Here is a 22,821-nt window from a genome sequence, read left to right as displayed (position 1 = left end):
CGACGGCTCGGGTCAGCTGGATGCTTCGGTCGCCGGGTGGGCCGGGAGGTGCGTGGCGGCCCAGCTGGCGAGAACCTTGAGCCGGTCCTCGGATGCGGTTGCGGGTTCGGCGGTGTAGATGGTCAGGTCCAGGACCCAGTGGTCGTCCGCGGCCAGGTCGAGGGAGTGGTAGACGAGGTCGAGCGGCCCGACCACGGGATGGTTGAACTGCTTGCTCCCGGCGTGGTGGATGCGGACATCGTGGGCCGCCCACCGGGTGCGGAATTCCTCGCTGAGCGTGGACAGTTCGCCGACGAGGTGGCGCAGGTCCTTGTTGTGGGGGTCGCGGCCGGCTTCGGCACGCAGCAGTGCGACGGTGACGTTGGCGGCGCCGTCCCAGTCCGGGAAGTAGTCCTGGGCGCCGGGGTCGAGGAACTGGAACCGGGCGATGTTGGCGGGTCTGCGGTCGTCGGTGAACAGCGGCGAATACAGCGCGCGGCCGAGCGCGTTGGTGGCGAGGATGTCCATGCGTCCGTTGCGGACGAACGCGGCGGAGGCGGTCATCGAATCGAGCATCCACTGCACCCTCGGCCGCACCTGAGCCTGTTTGCGGGCGCGGGGTGCGCGGTGGGTGGGCCGGGCGGCGCGGGCGAGGTCGAACAGGTAGGTGCGTTCGGCCTCGTCGAGTTGCAGTGCCCGGGCAACCGCCTCGAGGACGTCTTCGGAGACGCCGCCGATGTGACCCTTCTCCAGGCGGGTGTACCACTCGGTGCTCACCCCGGCCAGCACGGCCACCTCCTCGCGCCGCAGCCCGGGGACCCGGCGGCGCCCGCCGCCGGCGGGCAGCCCGACCTGCTGCGGGGTCAGCCGGGCCCGCCGGGTGGCGAGGAAGCTGCGGATGTCGGCGCGGTTGTCCACGCCGTCCACGGTACGTCCGGTGCGTCGCCGAGGGAGGTTGCAGTTGTACCCCCATGAACGCGACCTCCCGTGCGGGCGGTGCGCGCCCGAGTTGCAGCAGTTCAGTGTGCCGACCCCGACGTGGGATTCGGGATCTCGAGGGAATCGAGGATGCTCACGGCGTCGTCGGTGAGCGGATCGACGGCGGTGTGTTCGTGCCCGGCGATCGTGACTTTCTGGCAGCGCCGCGCTGACGTACTGGAAGAAGCTCGCAGAATCAGACATCCTGAACTTGCACGCAGATGCCGATACCGTGGGTCGAGATTGTCCGGAGGAGCCGTATGTGCACAGCCGCCAACTACACCGCCAAGGACCACTACTTCGGCCGGAACCTCGACCTCGAGTATTCGTACAGGGAATCGGTGACGGTCACGCCGCGTAACTTTCCGTTCGAGTTCCGCAGGGTGCCTGCGCAGAGGACGCATCACGCCATGATCGGTATGGCAACCGTGGCCGATGGTTACCCGCTCTACTACGACGCGACCAACGAGAAGGGCTTGAGTATGGCGGGGCTGAATTTCCCCGACAATGCCGACTACAAGCCCGTCTCGGAGGATGGGACCAATATCGCGTCGTTCGAGTTCATTCCCTGGGTCCTGGGACAGTTCGAGACCGTGGCTCAGGTGCGAGACGCACTGGCAGACGTGCGCATCGTCGACCTCGCCCTCAGCGAAGAGTTCCCACCTTCCCCGCTGCACTGGATCATCTCCGACCGGAACGAATCCATCTCTGTCGAGTCGGTCCGAGAGGGCCTGAAAGTCCACGACAATCCGATCCAGGTCCTCACCAACAACCCGACATTCGATATCCAGCTGTTCAACATCAACAACTACATGAGTCTGTCCGTCGATCCGCCGGAACCGCGATTCTCGAAAGAGATACCCTTCGACACCTACAGTCGCGGACTCGGTGCTGTGGGATTGCCCGGAGACCTGTCCTCGATGTCGCGTTTCGTCAAAGCTGCCTTCACCAAGGTGAATTCGGTATCGGGCGAGTCGGAATCCGAGGCGATCAGTCAGTTCTTCCATATTCTCGGCTCCGTGGAACAACAGCGGGGATGTGTTCGGCTCGACGACAAGTACGAGATCACCATCTACTCGTCGTGCTGCAATACGAGCAAGGGCGTCTACTACTACCGGACCTACGAGAACAGCCAGGTCACCGGCGTGGATATGCACAGAGAAGATCTCGACGGCAGCGCCCTCGCGGCATACCCGCTGGTCAAAGAACAGCAGATCCTCATGCAGAACTGAGCCGGGAAACGGCAGGGTCGTTGTGCTGTCGTGTTCGGGCACGACGAGTCGTAGTCGTACAGCAAGCGTGTCATTTCCCGAACCCGCACCGCTGTCACCAACACAACGCCGGATCGGTTCCGAGAATCGGCCGACCTGGTGCGACTCCGGTCCGGTGTGTCGCCGAGGGAGGTTGCAGTTGTACCCCCTATGAACGCGACCTCCCGTGCGGGCGGTGCGCGGAGTTCCATGGAACGAGGGCCGGAGACATGCCGGACCTCGAGTTCGAACATCAAGGAGCACCGTCATGCGAGGAGCAGTCCTGCACGCCCCCGGCGACGTCCGTGTCGAGGAACGCGACCGTCCGTCCCTCGTCGAACCCACCGACGCGATCATCCGACTGTCCGCGAGCTGTGTGTGTGGCTCGGACCTGTGGCCCTACCGCGGGGTCGAGACCTACGACGGCCCGATCCCCATGGGCCACGAGTACGTCGGCATCGTCGAGGAGATCGGCGGGGACGTCGCCGATATCAAGATCGGCGACTTCGTCGTCGGGTCGTTCTTCGCGTCCGACAACACCTGCGAGATCTGCCGCGCCGGCTACCAGAGCTCGTGCGTCCACCGGGTGATCATGGGCAGCCTCGGTTCCCAGGCCGAGTTCCTGCGGGTTCCGCTCGCGGACGGCACCCTGGTGGCCACGCCCGGGATGCCCGACCCCGACCGGATCCCGTCCTTGCTGGCTGCCTCGGACGTCCTCGGCACCGGATGGTTCGGTGCGGTCGCCGCCGAAGCCGGACCGGGCAAGACCGTCGCGGTCGTCGGCGATGGCGCCGTCGGCCTGCTCGCGGTGCTCGCGGCGAAGCAGCTGGGTGCCGAGCGGATCATCGCGATGAGCCGCCACGAACCGCGCCAGCGGCTGGCCCGCGAGTTCGGTGCCACCGACATCGTCGTCGAGCGCGGCGACGCGGGCGTCGCCCGGGTCAAGGAGCTCACCGGCGGGCTGGGGGCACACTCGGTGATCGAGGCCGTCGGCACCCAGGAGTCGATGATGCAGGCCATCCGGTCCACTCGGCCCGGCGGGCACGTCGGCTACGTCGGCGTCGCGCACGACGTGCAGCTGCCCGGCGACGAGCTGTTCTTCTCCCACGTGCACCTGCACGGCGGTCCGGCCCCGGTCCGGCAGTACCTGCCCGAGCTGATCGACCTGATCTGGAATCGAACGATCGATCCGGGCAAGGTGTTCGACCTCGAGTTGCCCCTCGGGAAGGCCGCCGAAGGCTACAAGGCCATGGACGAGCGAAGCGCCATCAAGGTCCTGCTCCGCCCCTGACCTCGACCGTCACCGACCGGCGGCCACCACCTCGAGTCTGCCGCACGGCCGACTCACGACTCATCAGGAGCCGTTCGCTCATGCCTGCCTCCCTGACCTCGGACCGCCACGACGACCGCCGGGTCGCCGTGGTCAAGGTCGGCAGCGTTTCGGGCCCCGGAACCGGAGGTCGGGCGCTGGGCGTCGTGCTGAGCCTGCTCACCGTCTTCGGCCCGATCTCGATGGACCTGTACCTGCCGGTCCTGCCCGCGCTCACCGCCGACCTCGGGGCGAGCACGTCGGCCGCGCAGCTGACCGTCACCGCGTGCCTGCTCGGGCTCGCGCTCGGGCAGGTCGTCGCGGGTCCGCTCTCGGACCGGTTCGGCCGCCGTCGCCCGCTGCTGCTCGGCGTCGCTGCCTACATCGTGGCGTCCGCCTGGTGCGCGGTGAGCCCGACCATCGAGATGCTCGTCGCGGCGCGCCTGGTGCAGGGGTTGACCGGCGCGGTCGGCATCGTCATCGCCCAGGCCGCCGGCCGGGATCTGTATTCCGGCGCCCGGCTGCTGCGCTACTACGGCCGGTTGACGATCCTCGGCGGCCTGGCCGCCATCGTCGGCCCGGTCATCGGTGGACAGCTGGCGACGGTCACCGACTGGCGGGGCACCTTCGTGTTCCTGGCCGTCGTGGGCGTGGCCATCCTCGTCGCGAGTGCCGTTGTGCTGCGTGAGACGCTGCCGTCCGGCAGCCGGCGAACCGGTGGCCTGGCCGACACCGGGCGGGTGTTCCGCCGGTTGCTGGCCGACCGGGTGTTCCTCGGCGCAGTCCTCGTCACGGGGTTCGTCAACGCCGCACTGTTCGCCTATCTCAGCGGCGCCACTTTCGTGCTCCAGGGCATCTACGGCCTGTCACCGCAGGGCTATTCGTACGCTTTCGGTCTGAACTCGTTGGGATTCATGGTCTTCGGCTTCCTCGCCGGACGCACCGCGGAGCGGTGGTCCGTTCGGGGCACCCTGGTCGCCGGTCTGATCATGGTGGTGGCCGGCGCCGGTGGGGTGTTGCTCACCGCCGCTGCGGATCTGCCCCTGGCCACGATGGTCGTCTCACTGCTCATGATGGTCAGTGGGGTGGCGGTCACGACACCGCCGTCGACTTCCCTTGCACTGGAAAACTATCCCGACGTCGCCGGTTCGGCCGCCTCACTGCTCGGGCTGGCCCGCTTCGCATTCGGCGGCCTCACCGCACCCCTCGTCGGCCTCGCCGGTCCGGGGACCGCGGTGCCGCTGGGCGTCGTCACCGTCACCGCGGCCCTGCTCGGGGTCGGCGGCTACGTCCTGCTCCGCCGACCGGCAGCCGACGTGCCGGAACGCGCTGCGTTCACCTGACCCTTCAGCCTGCCCGGCGTCACCGCGATCCTCAGCCCGGGACTACAACCCTGTGCCGTCCCGCGACACCTGAGCGCGTACCGAGACGCACTCGAACAACCCACCTATGGAGGCTCTTCGCACTTCGTAGGGGCGTGATGTTGTCCGACCCCGTGCCGTGTCGGTGATTGAAAAAGGGCCCGCGCCCTTGTGAGCTGGGTGTTCTTCAGGCAACCAGACCAGCAAGGAACGCGGGCATGCTCCACAGTAGTGGTTCACTGCTGCTCGATCTCGACGGCGTCGTCGTCGAATCGGTGCGGCGCCTCGACGACGGCAGCCGGATCGTCCGGCTCGGCACCGACCCCCGGTGGGTCGGGGTGTGCCCGCAGTGCGGGCAGAAATCGACACGGTCGAAGGGCTGGGTGACCACCCGTCCCCGCGACGTGCAGGTCGGCCCCGACCGCCCCCGACTCGAATGGGACAAGCGGAAGTGGTTGTGCACCAACACCTCATGCGATCGGAAGGTGTTCACCGAGTCCGTGCCCGGCATCCCTCCCCGCAGCAGGGTCACCCCGCGGGCGAAGACGATGATGGCCGCGGCCGTCCTCGACGACGACCGCTCGGTGGCCGCCGTCGCCGCCGAGTACCGGTGCGGCTGGCACACCGTCCACGATCGGGTCGTCACCGTCGCCGACACCGTCCTCGACGACGAGCCCGGGCCGGTGACCGTCCTCGGTATCGACGAGACCCGCCGCGGCAAGGCGAAGTGGGAGACCGACCCGGTCACCGGAACCCGGCGGTGGGTGGACCGGTGGGACACCGGCCTGGTCGACATCGGCGGCGATCAGGGCCTGCTCGCCCAGGTCAACGGCCGCAGCGCGGCGACGGTGATCGACTGGCTCGACGCACGCGACGAGCAGTGGCGACGGCAGATCACCCACATCACTATCGACCTGTCGTCGGTCTACGCCAAGGCGGTACGTGAGGCGCTGCCGCACGCCGAATTGGTGGTCGACCGGTTCCACCTGGTCAAGAAGGCCAACGAAGTCGTCGATGCGGTGCGCCGGCGGGTCACCCAGACCCACCGCGGTCGGCGCGGCCGCAAGTCCGATGTCGAATGGATCAACCGTCGCCGGCTGCTGCGCGGCGCCGAGACTCTCACCGCCGAGCAGCGCACCGAGCTGTTCACCAAGCTGCTCGCCGCCGACCCCAGCGAGGAGATCGCCGCCGCCTGGATCGCCAAGGAGCTGCTGCGGGACCTGCTCGCGTGCACCGCCCGCGGCGGGCTGCGGCACGAGATCCGGGCCGCGTTGTATCGGTTCTACAAGTTCTGTGCGGCCTGCTCGGTGCCCGAGGTCACCGCGCTGGCCCGCACCGTCGAGACCTGGCAGGACCCCATCGTCCGGGCCATCCAGACGGGCCTGTCCAACGCGCGCAGCGAGGGCTACAACCGAATCGTCAAGCACGTCGGGCGGATCGCATTCGGATTCCGCAACCCCGACAACCAGCGACGCAGGGTACGGTGGGCCTGCACCCGCCGCTCCCGGCGGAGCACACCCAGTCGGCGTCAATGCCACTGCTAACTGCGAAGAGCCCCTATGGAGGCCCGGTGAACACGCGCAGCCGTCGCCGGGACGTTTTCATCTTCGGGCTGGTCATCGTCATTCTCGCGGTGACGACATACCTGGACCCGCCGTACGCGTAACCGCCGGCCTATCGAGCAGGTCGGTGATCGGCACCCGAGGGCGCGACGTGAGGCGTAGGAGAATTGGAAAGCTCGGCCGCGAAAGAGTCTCGGTTGGTGCACACCAGTGTCGACTCTTTGCCTGAGCGTCACCCCGACTGTCGTCAGATCCACCGCTTGTACTGCTCCACCGGCATCAACTTCGGGAAGAACTCACGTCGCAGATCCTTGATCAACGATGCATAGTTCGAGTCTTCAGTCTTTGCGGCGATGTCCAAACAGTGGAACGCGGCATTCAACGGATCAGGCTTCACCGCTGTGGAAACAACGTGCATCCCCCGTAGAGCGGCAGATACCTCGGCATTCTCGACATCATTGCCGGTGACGGTCGTGTCGATAGCCGGATCGTCGTCGAATGCCTGCCGCAGTGCCTGGGACTCGTGTTCCCCGAAAGGGTGCGGTAATGGCTCGTCCCGATCCAAGGCGGCCAGTGCCGGGCGAATCCATTCGATCTCTGCGATGCCTGCAGTGGTATATGCCCGGCGTGCTGCCCAGGCCGCGATGCGACGCAGTTTCGGGGACCGAGCACGGGTGATCGCATCGGCCAGGGGGCGGTCGAGACCGGCGATGCCCATCGCGTAGTAGTTGGCGCGGAGCTTGTCCGATGGCGGCCGCCCACCCCATCGGATGGCTTCGTCCTTCGCCCACTGGGCCATCCGGTCGTATCCGTACTTGACATAGAGAGTGGCGTCGCCGGCCGGATCGGGATCCCACCAGTTGCGCTTGGGATGGGTGACGATGCTCTGGTCCCACGCGGCATCGCACTTGTGCAACCGCGCCATCTCTCGCGGTTGCGTCGTCTGCCAAACCTGAACCAGGTAGTCTTCCGTCGGTTCGGTGACGGATTGCCCGGTGTAGGAATCACGTCCGCGGCCGAAAACCCGGAATCGATGCGGACCTCGTTTGATCGGCAGTTTCCGGAAGTCCGGAGCTTTCATTCCGTCCAGGGTGAGCACGTGTGCCGAGGCGGTGAACTCGACTGTGGCTTCCTCAATGACGCCCCATCCTTCGATACCGACCGGGGGCCTCGGGTTCGCTGTCGAGGACATCGACGGTCAACCGGACCGGTCCCGAGGCGATGCCGGTCATAACCGTAGCGAAATTCGGGCCAACTTCGATGACGCTGCCGGTTTCCTCCGGCAGGTACGTTTCTCCGGTGGGTGTGCCGAGCACGAATTGGTGGTGGTCCGCGATGACGATTCCGTGTTGGATCACGACGAGACCGTATCGCGGGTGGTGACGCCCACGATTCAGGCGAGGTGTACTCGTTGCACCGTATTTCGTGACGATGGATCGACCAGCCACATCCCACCTGCGACGATCCACATTCGTCCTTCGCCGTCGTACGACACCTCCGGGTACGGCGAGAAGACAGCCAGACGGCACTTCAATGCAAAGGTGACCGGGTCGAGCACCGACAGCAGGCAGTGCCAATCACTGAGGGGGTTCGGTTCGACACTCAGGTCACCCCCGGGATGCACGACCCATACCCACGGCCCGGCCGTTCCGCCCACAGATCCCCTGATCGGAACACTCTCGACCTCACCGGCTGTCAGATCCGGCCGGATCGGTACCTGTCGTCCTCGCGGGTCGACCAATCGTCGCGGATCGTTCCCGACGAAGAACGTGCCCGTCAGCCGGGTGAGCGGGGGGCCGAGTCGGGTGCGCCCGTCCGCATCGATGACGAACAGCCTCGAGAAGTCGCCGTCGGTATCGGTGTCCGTTCCGGGGTGCAGCACACCCATAAATCCGTCTCTGCCAGGGTCCACGGCGCCTATCCGGCCGTCGAGCGGCTCGAGCTCCTGATGCCGTCCACCGGGCCACTGCAGGCTCACCGAGGTGTGCTCGCCGGTGCGTCGCCATGACAGCAACACTCCGTTGTATGCGGCAGAGCCGATGATTGGTTGCTCGTCGATCCGGACGACGGATCCGTCGAGACTGCAGCGGAAGATTCCATCCCGTCCGACCACCCAACATCCATCGTCGTCGGCATGTACCCAGCGGGGGCGGTGTGCACGCCCGGCCAGAATCGCACCCGGAAAGCGGTATTCGCGCACAGTGCTCGGTTCTCGCAGTCGGATCACGGTGGGCAGTTCGCGATCGACCACCCACACATCACGGTCATGGGCGGACACTGCGGCCGGGACGATGGTCGGCCGTACCGGTGGTGGCGGCACATCGTCGAGATCGAGGTCGACCAGCACCCCGCATTCGCGAACCGCGTCCTCCGCGGGTGACTCGGCTGCCGTCGGGTTGGTGTCGTCGCGGAACACTCCGGTCGCTGCCTCCACTTCCCGGAATGTCCGGGTGCCGGGGATCGGGATCCACCGTGGGTGACGTTTCGGTTCGGTGGGAGGCTGTTCGAACATCTGGTAACTGTCGGAGACCACTCGTGCTCGAAGGATCCGGCCCGTGGCGGAGCCGGTGGTGGCATAGCCGAGATCCCCGAACAACCGGCCGGTCAGTCGCTGCCTGCCGACCGTGGGGCGTCGGCTGTACCAGGTGGCCGTCCACCCGTCACCGCGTAGGAACAGTCGCCATTCCCACCACCGTTCCTCATCGAGAAATGCCGGCGAGGGAGCGGGTTGTCGTAGCGGGACACCGTCGTCGAGTGGTTCGACGTCGACCTCGACGGTGACGATGCTCGGATCTCCTGCGTCCGGTGGTGTCTCGGCGAACAGCAACCAGTACTGTCCGATCTCCCCGACTTCAGGTGGCGCGACCTCTCCATCGCAGATCGCCAGCTCTGTCACCAGCACCGACAGCGTCCGGTGCGGACGGACGGGCCCACGTGATGTCGGCATGCGGCCAGTGTGCCATCACACCCAGGGCCCGGACCGCAACGAACGAGGCGCTTCGGATCGAACTTCCTGAGCCGCAACAGCCGCAACAGCTCACTACCCCTCCACGTCGTCCTCAGTGGCAGGTTCCGCGTGTCCGGCAGGGTCGAAAATTCTCCCACTACTGAGTGTTGTCACTTACCAGTACTCAGTGTTACTTTGTACCGGTAGTCAGCGACACCAGGTACTGGGAGAGAGTGATGGGCAAGCAGGCGACCGAGATGCTCAAGGGAGTCCTCGAGGGCATCGTGCTCGCGATCCTCGCGACACGGCCCGCCTACGGGTACGAGATCACCGCACAGTTACGCGAGCAGGGCTTCACGGACATCGCGGAGGGCACCGTCTACGCCCTACTCGTCCGGGTCGAGCAGCGAGACCTCGTCGACGTGGAAAAGGTTCCATCCGAGAAGGGCCCGCCGCGCAAGGTGTACACCCTCAACGCGCGGGGGCGAGACCAACTCAGCGAATTCTGGAGGAACTGGAGCTTCCTCGCAGAACGTATCGAACAGCTGCACGAAGGAGAGAAGTGATCATGGCCGCCAGATGGATCGAATTCCTCACCGGATCACTCGAGCAGAAGAAGCAGTTCAAGCGGTACAAGGCCCGGATCGAGAAGCTGCCGGAACCCTACGCAAGCACCGCGAAGGCCTTCCAGCGGTACCTCACCTACTACGGTGGCCTCACCGACGGCGGCACCCTCGTGACGATGCTCGGCGACTCCGCCGACCTGTGGGAGCGCGCCGCGGCCGACGGAACTCCGCTCCGGGAGATCGTCGGCGAAGACCCCGTCGAGTTCGCCGAGACGTTCGCGCAGGCCTACACCGGCGCGCAGTGGATCGACAAGGAGCGTGCTCGATTCACCAAGGCGATCGAGGACGCCGAACGTAAGGAGCAGCGATGACCACCGCGATCAGCGTCAAGGGCGTCGAGAAGTCGTACGAGCAGTTGCGCGTGTTGCGCGGCGTCGACTTCGAGGTCGAGGCGGGCAGCATCTTCGCGTTGCTCGGCTCGAACGGCGCCGGCAAGACCACGCTCGTGAAGATCCTCGCCACGCTGCTGAAATCGGACGCCGGGCAAGCCGCCGTCGCCGGCTTCGACGTTGTCGACGACGCCGCCGACGTACGCGAATCGATCAGCCTCACCGGCCAGTTCGCCGCCGTGGACGAGATTCTCAGCGGCCGGGAAAACCTCGTGCTGATTGCCAAACTGCGTCATCTACCCGATCCGCGGGTGGTGGCCGACCAGCTGCTCGAGCGCTTCTCACTGACAGCAGCCGGGGACCGAAGGGTCTCGACGTACTCGGGAGGCATGCGCCGGCGCCTCGACATCGCGATGAGCCTCATCGGCAACCCGCCGATCGTGTTCCTCGACGAACCCACCACCGGGCTCGATCCGCAAGCGCGCATGGAGGTGTGGCAGGTCGTTCGAGACCTCGCCGCACGCGGCACGACCGTCCTCCTGACCACGCAGTACCTGGAGGAGGCCGAGCAGCTCGCCGACCGGATTGCGATCCTGCACGAGGGCCGGATCATCGTCGACGGCACCCTCCCCGAACTCAAGCGCCTGCTTCCCCCCTCGAAGGTGGAATACGTCGAGAAGCAGCCCACCCTCGAAGAGGTCTTCCTCAGCATCGTCGGTGGCGGCGCCGGCGTCGAAAATCCCAGTGCCACAGATGGAAAGGAACCGAAATGACCACCCATGTCGTCGCCGACACCGCGGCCCTCACCGGACGATCCCTGCGCCACATCACCCGCAGCCCCGACACCATCATCACGACCGCGGTCACGCCGGTGGCCATCATGTTGCTGTTCGTGTTCGTCCTCGGCGGCGCCATCGACACCGGCGCCGGAACGGGCACAGCCGCGTACGTGAGCTACCTGCTGCCCGGCATCCTGCTCATCACCGTCGCCTCGGGTGTTGCGTACACCTCGGTGCGACTGTTCAACGACCTGCAGGGCGGCATCGTGGAACGATTCCAGTCGATGCCGATCTCCCGGTCCTCGGTGTTGTGGTCACACGTCCTGACCTCACTGGTCGCCAACCTGACCGCACTGGCCATCGTCGTCGGGTTCGCCGTCCTCATGGGGTTCCGTTCCGGGGCAAACATCCTCGAATGGCTCACGGTCGCCGCAATCCTCACCCTGTTCACGCTGGCGCTGACCTGGCTCGCGGTCATCGCCGGCCTGTCGGCGAGCACCGTCGACGGCGCGGGGGCATTTGCCTACCCGCTCATCTTCCTGCCGTTCGTCAGCTCCGCCTTCGTGCCCACCGAGTCGATGCCGGGCCCGGTGCGGGCATTCGCCGACAACCAGCCCGTGACGTCGATCGTGAACGCGGTCCGCGACCTGCTCACAGGCCAGTCAGTGGCCGGCGACCTGTGGGTGGCCCTCGCCTGGTGTGCCGGCATCCTGGTCGCCTCGTACACCGCAGCGGTCATGATCTACCGACGCAGATTCTCCTGACCGTCATCACGCCGGAACAGTTGCAGCTCGCCCCCGTGACTCTCTCCACCTGACGCCGCAACTCTCAGACCGCTCGACCAGCCCCGATCGACGCTCGAATCGCCGCGCTGCACGCGGTCCAGAGATCGGATCCGCATCTTCCGCCGCCCGCGCGCGAGGTGTTCTCGTACTCACTCAGCCTCCTCGAGGCGGAAAGGACGTGGCTCGCAGCGCGAGTCCAGGTACCGAATGACGGAGAAGACTGATTTCAAGAGGACGCTCGACGCCTATCAGGCACGACGGGGCAAGTTCCGCCTGGTCGACGTACCGACGATGCAGTACCTCATGATCGATGGTCATGGCGACCCCAATACCTCTCCCGACTTCGATCGGGCAGTCCGCGCACTGTACCCCGTGGCGTACAAGCTGAAGTTCGCCAGCAAGCGCGATCTGGACCAGGACTACGTCGTTCCGCCACTCGAGGGATTGTGGTGGGCGGACGACATGGATTCGTTTACCGCGGCGCGGGACAAATCACGATGGGACTGGACCATGATGATAATGACGCCGGACTGGATCGACCACGCGATGTTCGCCGCGGCCGTCGAACGCGCCGGAGCCGAGAATCGGCCGCAGGGCCTCGACGACGTCCGCCTCGAGACGCTTCACGAAGGCCGATGCGTGCAGACACTGCACGTCGGCCCCTTCGACGACGAAGCTGCCGTACTCGCGCAACTTCACGAAGAGTTCGTCCCGGACAACGAATTGCGCCTGACCGGCAAGCATCACGAGATCTATCTCACCGACTTCCGCAGGACCGCGCCCGACCGACTGCGCACCATACTCCGACAGCCGGTCGCCCCAATCCTCTGACACCGAACGAGAGCCCGATCTCGTCGATTCCGGTCAGCCGGCGCTGCCGCCGGTGCCCACTCCGGCATCGGTCGGCCGTGAGCCGGAGGCGGCGCTTCCGGCCTGCAAGTGGGAGGAGGTCGCCTGACGCTCGTTCGTCCACAACGATTCGGCAATAACTTGTGCGGCGTCGCGATGAGTTTCGCCCTCCGGGGCAGTCTGATCTGCATGGGCAAACTCATCTATGGCTTCAACGTGTCGGTGGACGGGTACATCGCCGATGCGCAAGGGAACATCGACTGGAGCGATCCGAGCGAAGAACTGCACCAGTACTGGAACGACTTCGAGCGGGAGACCGCCCTGTCGTTCTACGGGCGGCGGCTCTACGAACTGATGGCTGCCTACTGGCCGACTGCCGACAAGGCCCCGGACGCCACCCCTCTGATCGTCGACTTCGCCCGCATCTGGCGCGACATGCCCAAGGTCGTGTTCTCGCACACCCTGGAGTCCGTCGAGTGGAACTCCCGCCTGGAACGCGGTGACCCGGTCGAGGTGGTGACGAAGCTGAAAGCCGAAACCGACGGGACGCTGGAGGTGGCCGGCGCGACGCTGGCCGCACCGATCGTGCGGGCGGGACTGGTAGACGAGTACCGGCTCGTGGTCGCCCCCACCGCCGTGGGTGGCGGCACCCCGTTCTTTCCGACACTGCCGTCATGGATCTCGCTGCGACTGTTGGAGAACCGCACCTTCCCGGGTGGCACGGTCCTGCTGCGCTACGAGGCGAAACACGACTGATCGGCCATACACCGCCAGGCGAGGTGCGGATGCACTACGCGATACACGACTCGAGCGGCCCGCAATTACTGCTGCTGGACGGCGGCCGCGCGGAGTTACGAGAACGCTCTGGCGAAGTCGTTCTTCCAGAGCCTGAAAGACCGCTACGCCAGTCCGATCGGCGAGCCTCGGCGGGCCGGTGGACGCGAGGTCAGCGGGCGAGGGTCAGATGTTCACGAGCGTCGAGTCCGCCGGCGCTTCGGCACTCGGCCGATCCATCGCCGTGGCGATCCGCAGCACGACGAGGCCGGCGGCTGTGACGACTGCACCCATCCAGATCGGGGAGGTGAAGCCCAGGCCGGCTGCGATGGTCAGTCCGCCGAGCCAGGCACCGAGGGCGTTGCCCACGTTGAAGGCGGCGATGTTGGCGCCGGAGGCCATGGTGGGGGCGGCGGAGGCGTAGTTCATGATTCGCATCTGCAGACCGGGAACTGTCGCAAAACCGAAGGCGCCCATGAGGAACAGCGAGACGATCGTCATGGTCCGGTTGTCGGCGGTGGCGGCGAAGACGACCAGGACGGCGGTCACCAGGACGAGGATCCAGGTCAGCGCCGGGGTGAGGGCTCGGTCGGCTGCCTTGCCGCCCAGGTAGTTTCCGACGAACAGGCCGGAGCCGAAGACGATGAGCAGCCACGGCACGCTGGACGTGGCGAAACCGCTGACCTCGGTCAGGGTGAAGGCGATGTAGGTGAAGGCGCCGAACATGCCGCCGTAGCCGAGGACGGTCAGCGCGATCGAGAACCAGACCTGCTTGTTGCGGAACGCGTGGAGCTCGCCGCGCAGGCCGCCGTGCGTGGCGGCAGGGGGAGTGGCCGGCACCAGGGCGGTGATACCGACGAGCGCCGCCACGCCGATTGCGGTGATCGCCCAGAAGGTCGAGCGCCACCCCAGTTGCTGACCGAGCAGGGTGCCGAACGGAACTCCGAGGACGTTGGCGATGGTGAGGCCGGCGAACATGATGGCGATGGCGCCGGCGCGCTTGGAGGGTGCGACCATGTCCGCAGCCACGACCGATCCGATGCCGAAGAACGCGCCGTGGCACAGGGCCGCGACGATGCGTCCGCCCATCATGACCTCGTACGACGGAGCGAGGGCCGACAGCAGGTTGCCGACGATGAACAGCACCATCAGGGACAGCAGGGCCCGTTTCCGGTCGAAGCGGGTGAGGGCGGCGGTGAGCAGGATCGCGCCGAGGGCGACCGAGAGCGCGTACCCGGAGATGAGGTAGCCGGCGACGGACTCGCTTACGGCGAAGTCCGCAGCGACCTCCGGTAGTAATCCCATGATCACGAATTCGGTGAGACCGATCCCGAATCCGCCCATGGCGAGGGCGATGAGGCCTGAAGGCACGTCGAGTTCCTTTCGAAGGTCTGCGCGTCAGCGCATAGAGCGCGTGTGCAGTAGTTGCAGACGCCTCATAAATAGTTGCACGCGCTCTATACATGCGCAAGCGGGTAGTATCGGCGAGGGCAGGAAGCGAGGAGGCGACGTGGGCATTGCGGACGACGCGGTGGAGATCCGCGCGCAAGGTTGGCGCACGCTGGCCGCGCTGCACGGGGCGCTCGACACCGAGCTCGAACGCGCCCTCCAGCAGCGGCACCAGCTCTCGGTGGTCGAGTACACCGTGCTCGACGCGCTGAGCCGGCAGGACGGCTGGCACATGCGGATGGCGCAGCTCGCCCGTGCGGCCGCGCTGAGCAGCAGCGCGACGACCCGGCTGGTCAATCGTCTCGAGAAGCGCGGGTTGCTCACGCGGATCCTGTGCGAGGACGATCGCCGCGGCATCTACACCGAACTGACCGCCGCCGGGCGCGAGCTGCTCGACAGTGCGCGTCCGACGCACGACGCCACGCTCGAAGCCGCCCTCGGCGAGGCGTGCGAGATCCCGGAGCTGGCCCCGTTGGTGCGCGCGTTGCACGAGCTGCCGCCCAGCCCGCACTGATCCCGGGCGCTGTGCACCCGGGCGCACGTCGCCGGAGTGAGTGCACGCGTTCGGGCCTGGCGGAGGAGAATCCGGGGCGGCAAAGCAGACGGAGACCCTTCGGGTCCCTGACTCGTCGGCCCCTTCCCCAAGCAAACCCACGGACCATGCCCCGATACCGCGTCTCGGCCAGCACGTCTGGCCGCCTGCCGAAAGGGCAAGCGGCTGAGCTGGACCCGGTCGGACGTGTCGACCCGTACTCGATCGGGTGCCCGGTGCCGTTCACCGGGACGAAGGATTGCCGGATGCGGTTGGTTAGCGTCGGACCCGCACGGAAAACGACGTGACCGCGTGCGCCTCGGTCACCGGAACGGCCCTCGCACGCACGCAGGGAAACACCGATGGCCCCGGACCCGGCGGTCGGGTGCGGGGCGGGGTGCAGATCAGGTCGTCGGCGGGCTCGCGCAGGTCAGCGCAGCGGACGACGCCACGTCGGGGCGTGTGGCACGCGGCCACTTGCGGGGATACGCGCCGGGAATCGGCGTGTGGATACAATCCACCTCACGGTGCATGACAGCTCCTACTGTCTTGTGCCCAGACCCCGGTTCGGTGTTGGCGCACCGGCCGGGGTCGCCCCGTTTTCGGGGTCGGTGCAGCGATGGTGGCACGCTGCCCGCCGCGCGTCAACCGATCCGGTACAGACGCCAGGTCGGCTGGTTGTCGCCGTCGTTGGGGATCTCCAGATCGAGGGTCGCGATGTCGGCGCCGTTCTCGAAAACGGTGGGGTAGCGGCGGTTCACCGCATCCGAGACGCCACGGCCCTCGTTCGGCACGGTCAGCAGATAGCGCACGCCGTTCGCGGCGGGGTCGTTGAGGATGCGGGTGAAGTCGGCGTCGGAGGGGACGACGAACTGCTCGGGCCGGTCGGTGGCGGTGAGCACCGCGAACCCGTACACGGTGTCCATCACCACCGAGCCGTCGGGCAGGTCGAGGTCGTCGAGATAGTCGGCGACGCGGCGTTCCGTGCCGAACGAGGCGATGATCCGGTTCTCCTGGTCCCGCAGCTCCGACGTGTCGTCCGGGTCGGGAAACAGCACGGTGCGCAGCGCATGCTGCTCCTGCGAGAGGTTCGCATCGCCCATCGCGACGAACGTGACCGGCACCGACACCGCGAGCGCGAGCGCCCCGACCGGCGCGAGGGAGCCGCGGTCCTGCGGGCGCACCGTCGCGTGGGCGCCGAGCCGCCGCGCCCGCAGCTGCCCGCGACGGGGCGCGAGCTGCACCACCCACATCACCGCCAGCGGCACCGCGGCCAGGTAGAACCGCAGGAACGGGAACGTCATGCCCCGGAAGTACGACAGGGCCGCGAACGCCAGCACCGCCCCCAGCACCACGAACGGCACGACCGGCTCGAAGTCCCGGCGGCGCCACGCCAGCACCGCGACGACCGGCGCGAGCAGCGGCAGCGCCGGCCCCAGCACCAGGATCTCGGCGACGGAGAACGCCAGCGCCGCCAGACCCCCGGCCGAACCGCCGCCGCTCTGCTCGAGGATCGCCGCATTGCCGTACGACGACGAGAACTGCTGCAGCGCTTCGCCGGTGATCAGCCAGCTCGTCGCCGCCCACACCAGGAACGACAACGCCACCGGCGACGCGACGAGGATCGCGTCGAGCAGCGCCGGACGCCAGCCGCCCGTGCGCCACCGCGTCACCGCGACGACGAGGACGGTGACGGCCGCGCCGACGGCGAGCGCGTCGTACCGCGCCAGATACGCCAGGCCCACGGCGATCCCGGCGACGGCGAGGTCGTGCACGTCGTCGGTGCCGATCCACCGCACCAACCGGCGCGCCGCCCAGCACAGCAACATCAGGAACGGCGCCTCGCTCATGCCGTTGGCGCCGTAGTACACGATCATCGGGTTCAGCGCGAACAGCGCCGTCACCGTCCACACCAGCCACGGCGACGCGCCGCGGTCGCGGGCGAACAGGTGCACCTGGGTGACCGCCCCGGCCATGAACGGCGCCGACAGCGCCACCGCCGTGATGCCCCACCGGGTCAGCGCGGGCCACCAGTCCGACAGCGCCACCAGCGGCAGCTGCAGCAGCGCCGTGAGGGGAGTGAACACGAACCCGATCGCCGCCAGGTGCGGGTCGCGGCTGTGCAGGGCGCTGCGCGCGGCCGCCACGCGGCTGAGCGAATCGCCTTGGAAATAGGCCACATCCAGCGCCAGGTACAGGCCCACCGCCGCGTACAGCAGGCAGGACAGCCAGAACACCCGGGCGGCGCTGCTCCTCATGAGGACAGCCCGTGGAAGGTCTTCTCCCAGTAGGAGGGATTGCGGATCAGCTGGTAGGTGCCCTTGATCGCGGCGACCGACATCATCAGCCAGTACAGCGGCACCGTCAGGCACGCGAACCACAGCGCCGAGTTGCCGGTCTCCCGGCACGCGACCAGGTTCATGTACAGCACCGCGGAGTTGCCGAACACCAGGGAGATCAGCGCCGGGAAGTACACGTACCAGGGGAAGATCTCCTCGACCAGGAACGGCTGGCCCAGCAGCCAGGAGATGGTGATCAGCCAGAACACCATGTTCAGGCACGCGATGATCGGCGTCCCGGCGAGCAGGGTCGTGAACCGGAGCATCCCCACGGTGCCGATGCCCCGCCACAGTTGTACGGGCCGGCGCACGTGCACCAGCCACGTCTGCAGATAGCCCTTGTACCAGCGGGAACGCTGCCGGATCCAGTTGATCGGATCGCTGTTGGCCTCCTCGAGCGTCGTCGAGTCCAATACGGCCGTACGGTAGCCCGACTCGGCGATGCGCACCCCCAGGTCGGCGTCCTCGGTGACGTTGTACGGATCCCACGCGCCGATCTCGTCGAACACGCTGCGCCGGATGTGATTCGACGTACCGCCCAGCGGAATCGGCGAATTCGAGCGCATGAGCCCGGGCAGCACGAAGTTGAACCACAGCGCGTAGTCGGCGGTGAACCACCCGGTGAGCATGTTCTGGGTGCCGTTGTGGAACGCCAGCTTCGCCTGCACGCACGCGACGTCGTCGCCGAGCCGGTCGAACGCCACCGCCACCCGCCGCAACTGCAACGGATCGGGCAGGTCCTCGGCGTCGAAGATGGTGACGACGTCGCCGGTGGCGAAGTGCAGCCCGTAGTTGCACGCCTTCGGCTTGGTCCGCGGGTCCGCCGCCGGCACCAGCAGGATCTCCACGATCTCGCCCAGGCCCGCCTCCCGCGCCGCGGCGATGGTGACGGCGTCGTCCTCCTCGAGCAGCAGCAGCACCTGCAGCTTCCCGGCCGGATAGTCGATCGCGGTCATCGCCGCGATCAGGTCGCCCACCACCTCCGGCTCGTTGTAGGCCGGCACCAGCACCGTGTACGTCGGCAGGTCCTGCTCGGGCACGGCCCGGGCCTCGTCGTCGTCGACGGTGAAGATCGCGTCGCGCGCCAGGCCGCGGGAGAACAGCAGCAGCCGGTCGGCGAGCGTGGCGATGTACCCGGCCGTGCACACCGCCGTGAGCACGGTCAGCGTCGGGATCGTCGCGAACACCAGCGCCAGGATCACCACCGCGACCAGGCCCAGCGTCAGCCACTTCTGCCACGGCACGAACGCCACCGACGCCGACGACAGCGGCCGCTTCTCCCGCAGCCCGTACACCGCGTCGTGCAGCGCCGCGGCCTTGAACTCCTCGTCGACTAGATGCCGCGCCACTGCGCCTCCACCAGTTCACGGCCCACCTCGGTGAGCATGTCCAGGTCCTTGTACTCGGGGTCGGAATCCTCCACCGACGCCCGGCCGCGCAGGAACACCGACAGCAGCGCGCTCGCGTTCGACGCCATGTTCGGTGTGGGCTGGGGGAACGGGGCGTCGAGCTCGTGATTGTCGACGGTCATCAGGCTCACCCGCTGCGCGAGGACGTCGCCGCGCGTCCACACGAAACTCATCAGGCTCCACGTCAGCAGTAGGTCGTCGTCCACGACGGTGAAGAAGTCGGCCTGCACACCCCGGCCGAGGTCCACCCGGATCTTCGGGCTCACCCGCGCCTGCCCGAGGTCGTACATGGTGTGGACCGGATACACCTCGAACACCCCCACCCGCCGCACCTGCAGGGTCTGCACCGCGACGGTCCGCGGGCGCGAGAGCCGGTCCCAGTCGGCGCGCGGCTCGACGGCGCGGATCATCTGCCGGCGCAGCTGCGCCGTCGACCCGAAATACCGTCGCGGCCAGTCGTAGTCGACGGACCCGATCTGATACCAGCCGACGGGGACGACCTGGCTGACGGTGCCGCTCGGCGGCGGACCCACCGACACGGGCGTGAGCTGCTGATCGGGCAGCGGCGCAGCGGCCAGCACGACGGTCGCGGGCACGATGAGCAGCAGCGCGCGGGCCGCCTCCCGCGGCGACACCGGGTTCGGCGGCAGGGTCCGCGGCGCCAGGCCCCGGTACCGGTACAGGTAGAACGCGGCGCCGACGACGAGCGCGGCCACCGCCGACGGCACGATCTGCGCGACGGCGACCCGCGCATCCGGGTAGCGGGTGGTCACCACGACCAGCAGCGCCAGGCCGAGCAGCATCGTCGCGCCGAAACCGATCAGCGCGCGGCGCCGGGTGCGGCCGACCGCGACGGCGATCGCGACCGAACCCAGCAGCACCATCAGGAACCCGGCGGCGAACTTGCTGCCCCCGAGCTGCACGAGCACCGCCCGGTAGGCCAGCGGCGAGGTGCCCAGCAGCAGCAGCCACACCGGCCAGTAGCGGGAGGTCACCCGCAGCCCGAACAGCAGCACACACATGCCGATCACGAACAGCCACGCGGACAGCACGTCGAGGTGCATCATCTGGTAGTTCGGCCCGTACCGCGGCAGCAGCAGCCACTTGACCGCGATCGCGATGAGCAGGACGGCACCGCCGACGATCCGGTCGGTCTGCCGGTCGTGGATCGGCAGCTCGCCGCGCCGGCGCCGGGTGACGCCCTCGGCGGCCAGCACCGCGAACGGCGGCACGAGCGCCACGTAGCCGCCGCCGGTGCCGCGGGCGACCTCCTCGGACAGCGCCAGCCACGTGGTCCGGTAGCCGATCAGGGTCGCGGCGACGATGATCGCCCAGCGGGCGCTGGTGTGCGCGAACAGTGCGGCGCGCTCGGTGGTCGTCACGGTGCTCATGGCGGATCCGATCAGTGCGGGCGCGGCCGGCCGCGACGCCATCGCAGCGCGCCGATCACAGCCGCGACGAGACCGGCGGCAAGGAAGAGGCCGCCCCCGACGAGCACCCACGTCGTCGAGACGCCGAGGGACTGCTGCGACGTGGTCTCGGCGGCCGGGTCGGTGAGCGCGAGTTCGACGGGATCGCGGTCCGCGGTGGTGAACAGCACGTCACCGTCGAGCTCGGCCCAGCGTTGCGGTTGCGCGGCGAGCCAGCCCAGGGTGCGGTCGAGTTCGGCGGGCACGTCGGTGGCGGCGGCGACGAGGACGGCGCGCTCGCCGTCGCGCGCCACCTGCAGCGACGCGAACTCGACATCGGTCGGGAAGGTGACGGAGGTGGCGTCGCCGGTGGCCGGGTCGACGAGGTCGAGGGTGCGGCCCTGCGTGCCGGCCAGCGGCAGCTCGAGCTGCTCGGGGACGCGGCCGTCCGCGGCGACGACGATCGCGGGGGTGCTGCCGGTGGCGGCCTCGTCGAGGCTCACCCACTCGGGGTCGAGCGGCACCGACGTCAGACCCTGCAGGCCGGCCACGAGCGCGACGGCCCGGGCGGTGTCGGCGATCCCGGCCTCGGTGGCGGCGACGTTCACCTTCGGCAGCAGCGCCTGCGGCAGCGACCGGAACCCGCCGGGCTGCGGCGGATCGGCGGGTTCGGTGGTGACGCGGCTGCCGGCGTCGACGGTCAGCGTCATCGGCTGCTGCAGGCCGCACTGGTGGGTGCCGCCGGTGGAGCGCAGCGACACCACCACGTCGGTGACCCGGCCGAGCACGGTGTCGGGCACGGTGATCCACCGATCCAGCCGGCCCGTCGCGTCGGCGGGCCACGAGTCGACGACCGTGTCGCCGACCGTCACCGACACCAGGCCGCCCTCGGTCGTGGGCAGCGGGGTGTAGGAGCCCTGCAGGTTGATCCGCAGATTGTGGGACGGCCGTCCCAGACGGGTCTGGTCGATGCCGAGCGGTACCTCCACCACGCCGACGCCGGTGTCGGTGAGGCCCCCGAGACCCAGTTCGGCGAGGGTCGTCGCGTCGGGGGACAGCCGCGGCGGCAGACCCAGCGTGCCGACGGTGGCGGCCGAGGCCACCGCGACCGACGAGATGTCGCTCGTGACGAGGCGGGCCTGGTTGCGCAGCGCGTCGGCGTTGCCCGTCACCGCCAGGGCGGGGACGCCGCCGGGCACGTCGACGAGGGCGGCGGCACCGGCGCCGTCGGTTTCGACGATCGCGATCTGCCGGGTGAACGGCCCGGCCGGGGCGGGTGGCACCGCGTCGTCGCCGGGCAGGGTCTGCACCGTCACCCGCAGCGGCCGGCCCGTGTACTGGGCGGTGACGGCCGCGGTGAGATCGAGCGCGGTGGCCGACTCGGCGGGGGTGGGGTCGGCGGGCAGCGACAGTTCCAGCGACTCGAGGATCGGCGGCAGGAAGTCGGCGACCACGGCCGGCGGGGTCGGGGCCCCGGTGTAGCGGACGCGCCCGTCGCGCAGCACCACCGACCGATCCGTCCAGTCCTCGGGGCAGATGCCGTCGAACGGCAGCAGGTGGACGGTGAGGGTGACGGTGACGGCCCGGTCCACGACCGGCGCCGCCTCCAGGGGCAGCGAGACCGGCACCAGGGTTCCGGCGGCGGGCAGGTCGATGCGGGCCAGCAGCAGGCCCTGCGACTGGACGTCGATCCAGCCGCGGGAGACGTTGGCGGGCATCTGCACCGTCGTGTCGAACGCGGCGGGCCGCAGCCCGTCCGGCACCGGGACGGTGAGGGTCGCGGTGTCGCTGTGGCCGCGGAAGGCGACGGTGTCGCCGAATCCCAGGGTCTGCGTGCCGAAGACGACGTCGCCGGGCGGGTCGACGGGGTCCTGCGCGGCGGCAGGAGCTGCGGCCAGCACGGTCAGCGCGGCGAGGGCGGGAACGAGGAGTGCGTGTCCGGCACGGCGAATTGTCTGGGTCGGCACGTCGGGGACTTTACGGTTGATCGGTACGAAATGTGGGACAAGTGGAGCAACATCGCGCTTGGGCGTGTTTCTGACGGAGACCTACGACAGCAGGTCTCGTGTCTTCTTGCGGAGGCATTCGTAAGGTGCTCGACCGGCCAGGGCACGGTGGACTCGATCGTAGTTGTAGTGGCCCCACACTGTTGGAG

At 68.1% G+C, this 22,821-nt stretch carries 19 protein-coding genes and 1 pseudogene; 11 read left to right on the top strand and 9 right to left on the bottom strand.

Annotation, left to right across the window (positions count from 1 at the left end):
- Nucleotides 1-12: 12 nt before the first annotated feature.
- Nucleotides 13-906: a helix-turn-helix transcriptional regulator gene (locus F1734_RS21830; protein WP_010593319.1), complete on the bottom strand. Its 894-nt coding sequence runs from the start codon at nt 904-906 to the stop codon at nt 13-15.
- A 311-nt stretch (nt 907-1,217) separates the two neighbouring features.
- Between F1734_RS21830 and bsh the strand changes: the two genes are divergently transcribed.
- The 4 genes and pseudogenes from bsh to F1734_RS21810 all read left to right on the top strand — a co-directional run bounded on the left by bsh (nt 1,218) and on the right by F1734_RS21810 (nt 6,421).
- Nucleotides 1,218-2,189: a choloylglycine hydrolase gene (gene bsh, locus F1734_RS21825; RefSeq protein WP_203011051.1), complete on the top strand. Its 972-nt coding sequence runs from the start codon at nt 1,218-1,220 to the stop codon at nt 2,187-2,189.
- A 286-nt stretch (nt 2,190-2,475) separates the two neighbouring features.
- Complete coding sequence (locus tag F1734_RS21820; protein WP_203011050.1) at nt 2,476-3,498, top strand: zinc-dependent alcohol dehydrogenase family protein; 1,023 nt, start codon at nt 2,476-2,478, stop codon at nt 3,496-3,498.
- An 80-nt stretch (nt 3,499-3,578) separates the two neighbouring features.
- Complete coding sequence (locus tag F1734_RS21815) at nt 3,579-4,859, top strand: multidrug effflux MFS transporter (RefSeq protein ID WP_203011049.1); 1,281 nt, start codon at nt 3,579-3,581, stop codon at nt 4,857-4,859.
- A gap of 189 nt (nt 4,860-5,048) precedes the next feature.
- Nucleotides 5,049-6,421 (top strand): annotated as a pseudogene (locus F1734_RS21810) (ISL3 family transposase).
- Nucleotides 6,422-6,686: 265 nt separating this feature from the next.
- Here the strand turns inward: F1734_RS21810 and F1734_RS21805 are convergent.
- Genes F1734_RS21805 through F1734_RS21800 form a run of 3 tightly spaced genes read right to left on the bottom strand, consistent with a single transcriptional unit; the run spans nt 6,687 to nt 9,386 of the window.
- Nucleotides 6,687-7,520, bottom strand: a complete 834-nt coding sequence (locus F1734_RS21805) for a transposase (RefSeq protein ID WP_238424009.1) — start codon at nt 7,518-7,520, stop codon at nt 6,687-6,689.
- A 52-nt stretch (nt 7,521-7,572) separates the two neighbouring features.
- The gene (locus F1734_RS26330; protein WP_238424007.1) at nt 7,573-7,797 is read right to left on the bottom strand and encodes a hypothetical protein; all 225 of its coding nucleotides are present in this window, start codon (nt 7,795-7,797) and stop codon (nt 7,573-7,575) included.
- 35 nt (nt 7,798-7,832) lie between these two features.
- Nucleotides 7,833-9,386 (bottom strand): hypothetical protein, encoded by a 1,554-nt coding sequence (locus F1734_RS21800; protein ID WP_238424006.1) that lies wholly within the window; start codon nt 9,384-9,386, stop codon nt 7,833-7,835.
- Between the two features lie 236 nt (nt 9,387-9,622).
- Between F1734_RS21800 and F1734_RS21795 the strand changes: the two genes are divergently transcribed.
- The 6 genes from F1734_RS21795 to F1734_RS21770 all read left to right on the top strand — a co-directional run bounded on the left by F1734_RS21795 (nt 9,623) and on the right by F1734_RS21770 (nt 13,510).
- A complete protein-coding gene (locus F1734_RS21795) occupies nt 9,623-9,952 on the top strand; it encodes a PadR family transcriptional regulator (protein ID WP_010593314.1) in 330 nt (109 codons plus the stop codon).
- 2 nt (nt 9,953-9,954) lie between these two features.
- Nucleotides 9,955-10,323, top strand: a complete 369-nt coding sequence (locus tag F1734_RS21790) for a DUF1048 domain-containing protein (protein WP_026137944.1) — start codon at nt 9,955-9,957, stop codon at nt 10,321-10,323.
- On the top strand, nt 10,320-11,114 hold the full coding sequence (locus F1734_RS21785) for an ABC transporter ATP-binding protein (RefSeq protein WP_102031460.1): 795 nt from the start codon (nt 10,320-10,322) through the stop codon (nt 11,112-11,114). Before F1734_RS21790 ends, F1734_RS21785 begins: the two co-directional genes overlap by 4 nt.
- On the top strand, nt 11,111-11,884 hold the full coding sequence (locus F1734_RS21780) for an ABC transporter permease (protein WP_203011048.1): 774 nt from the start codon (nt 11,111-11,113) through the stop codon (nt 11,882-11,884). Before F1734_RS21785 ends, F1734_RS21780 begins: the two co-directional genes overlap by 4 nt.
- A 228-nt stretch (nt 11,885-12,112) precedes the next feature.
- Nucleotides 12,113-12,736 carry a GyrI-like domain-containing protein gene (locus tag F1734_RS21775; protein ID WP_040270331.1) on the top strand — a complete coding sequence of 208 codons (624 nt, stop codon included), beginning with the start codon at nt 12,113-12,115 and terminating at the stop codon, nt 12,734-12,736.
- A gap of 207 nt (nt 12,737-12,943) precedes the next feature.
- Complete coding sequence (locus tag F1734_RS21770; protein WP_029539935.1) at nt 12,944-13,510, top strand: dihydrofolate reductase family protein; 567 nt, start codon at nt 12,944-12,946, stop codon at nt 13,508-13,510.
- Nucleotides 13,511-13,714: 204 nt separating this feature from the next.
- Here F1734_RS21770 and F1734_RS21765 read toward each other — a convergent pair whose 3' ends face one another.
- The gene (locus F1734_RS21765) at nt 13,715-14,899 is read right to left on the bottom strand and encodes an MFS transporter (protein WP_010593310.1); all 1,185 of its coding nucleotides are present in this window, start codon (nt 14,897-14,899) and stop codon (nt 13,715-13,717) included.
- Nucleotides 14,900-15,038: 139 nt separating this feature from the next.
- On the opposite strand from F1734_RS21765, the gene F1734_RS21760 reads away from it, so the two are divergent.
- Complete coding sequence (locus F1734_RS21760; RefSeq protein WP_203011047.1) at nt 15,039-15,491, top strand: MarR family winged helix-turn-helix transcriptional regulator; 453 nt, start codon at nt 15,039-15,041, stop codon at nt 15,489-15,491.
- A 662-nt stretch (nt 15,492-16,153) separates the two neighbouring features.
- Here F1734_RS21760 and F1734_RS21755 read toward each other — a convergent pair.
- The 4 genes from F1734_RS21755 to F1734_RS21740 are packed head-to-tail and all read right to left on the bottom strand — an operon-like array spanning nt 16,154 to nt 22,633.
- Nucleotides 16,154-17,767 carry an ArnT family glycosyltransferase gene (locus tag F1734_RS21755; protein WP_203011046.1) on the bottom strand — a complete coding sequence of 538 codons (1,614 nt, stop codon included), beginning with the start codon at nt 17,765-17,767 and terminating at the stop codon, nt 16,154-16,156.
- Nucleotides 17,764-19,197 (bottom strand): glycosyltransferase, encoded by a 1,434-nt coding sequence (locus F1734_RS21750; protein WP_064065759.1) that lies wholly within the window; start codon nt 19,195-19,197, stop codon nt 17,764-17,766. The genes F1734_RS21755 and F1734_RS21750 overlap by 4 nt, the downstream gene beginning before the upstream one ends.
- Nucleotides 19,182-20,690, bottom strand: coding sequence for an archaeosortase/exosortase family protein (locus F1734_RS21745; protein WP_064065760.1), 1,509 nt, complete (start codon nt 20,688-20,690; stop codon nt 19,182-19,184). The genes F1734_RS21750 and F1734_RS21745 overlap by 16 nt, the downstream gene beginning before the upstream one ends.
- Nucleotides 20,660-22,633: a hypothetical protein gene (locus F1734_RS21740; protein ID WP_203011045.1), complete on the bottom strand. Its 1,974-nt coding sequence runs from the start codon at nt 22,631-22,633 to the stop codon at nt 20,660-20,662. The genes F1734_RS21745 and F1734_RS21740 overlap by 31 nt, the downstream gene beginning before the upstream one ends.
- Nucleotides 22,634-22,821 lie beyond the last annotated feature (188 nt).

Source organism: Rhodococcus ruber (genome assembly GCF_016804345.1).
Classification (GTDB): Bacteria; Actinomycetota; Actinomycetes; order Mycobacteriales; family Mycobacteriaceae; genus Rhodococcus; species Rhodococcus ruber.
This window is presented reverse-complemented; position numbering and strand designations above follow the sequence as displayed.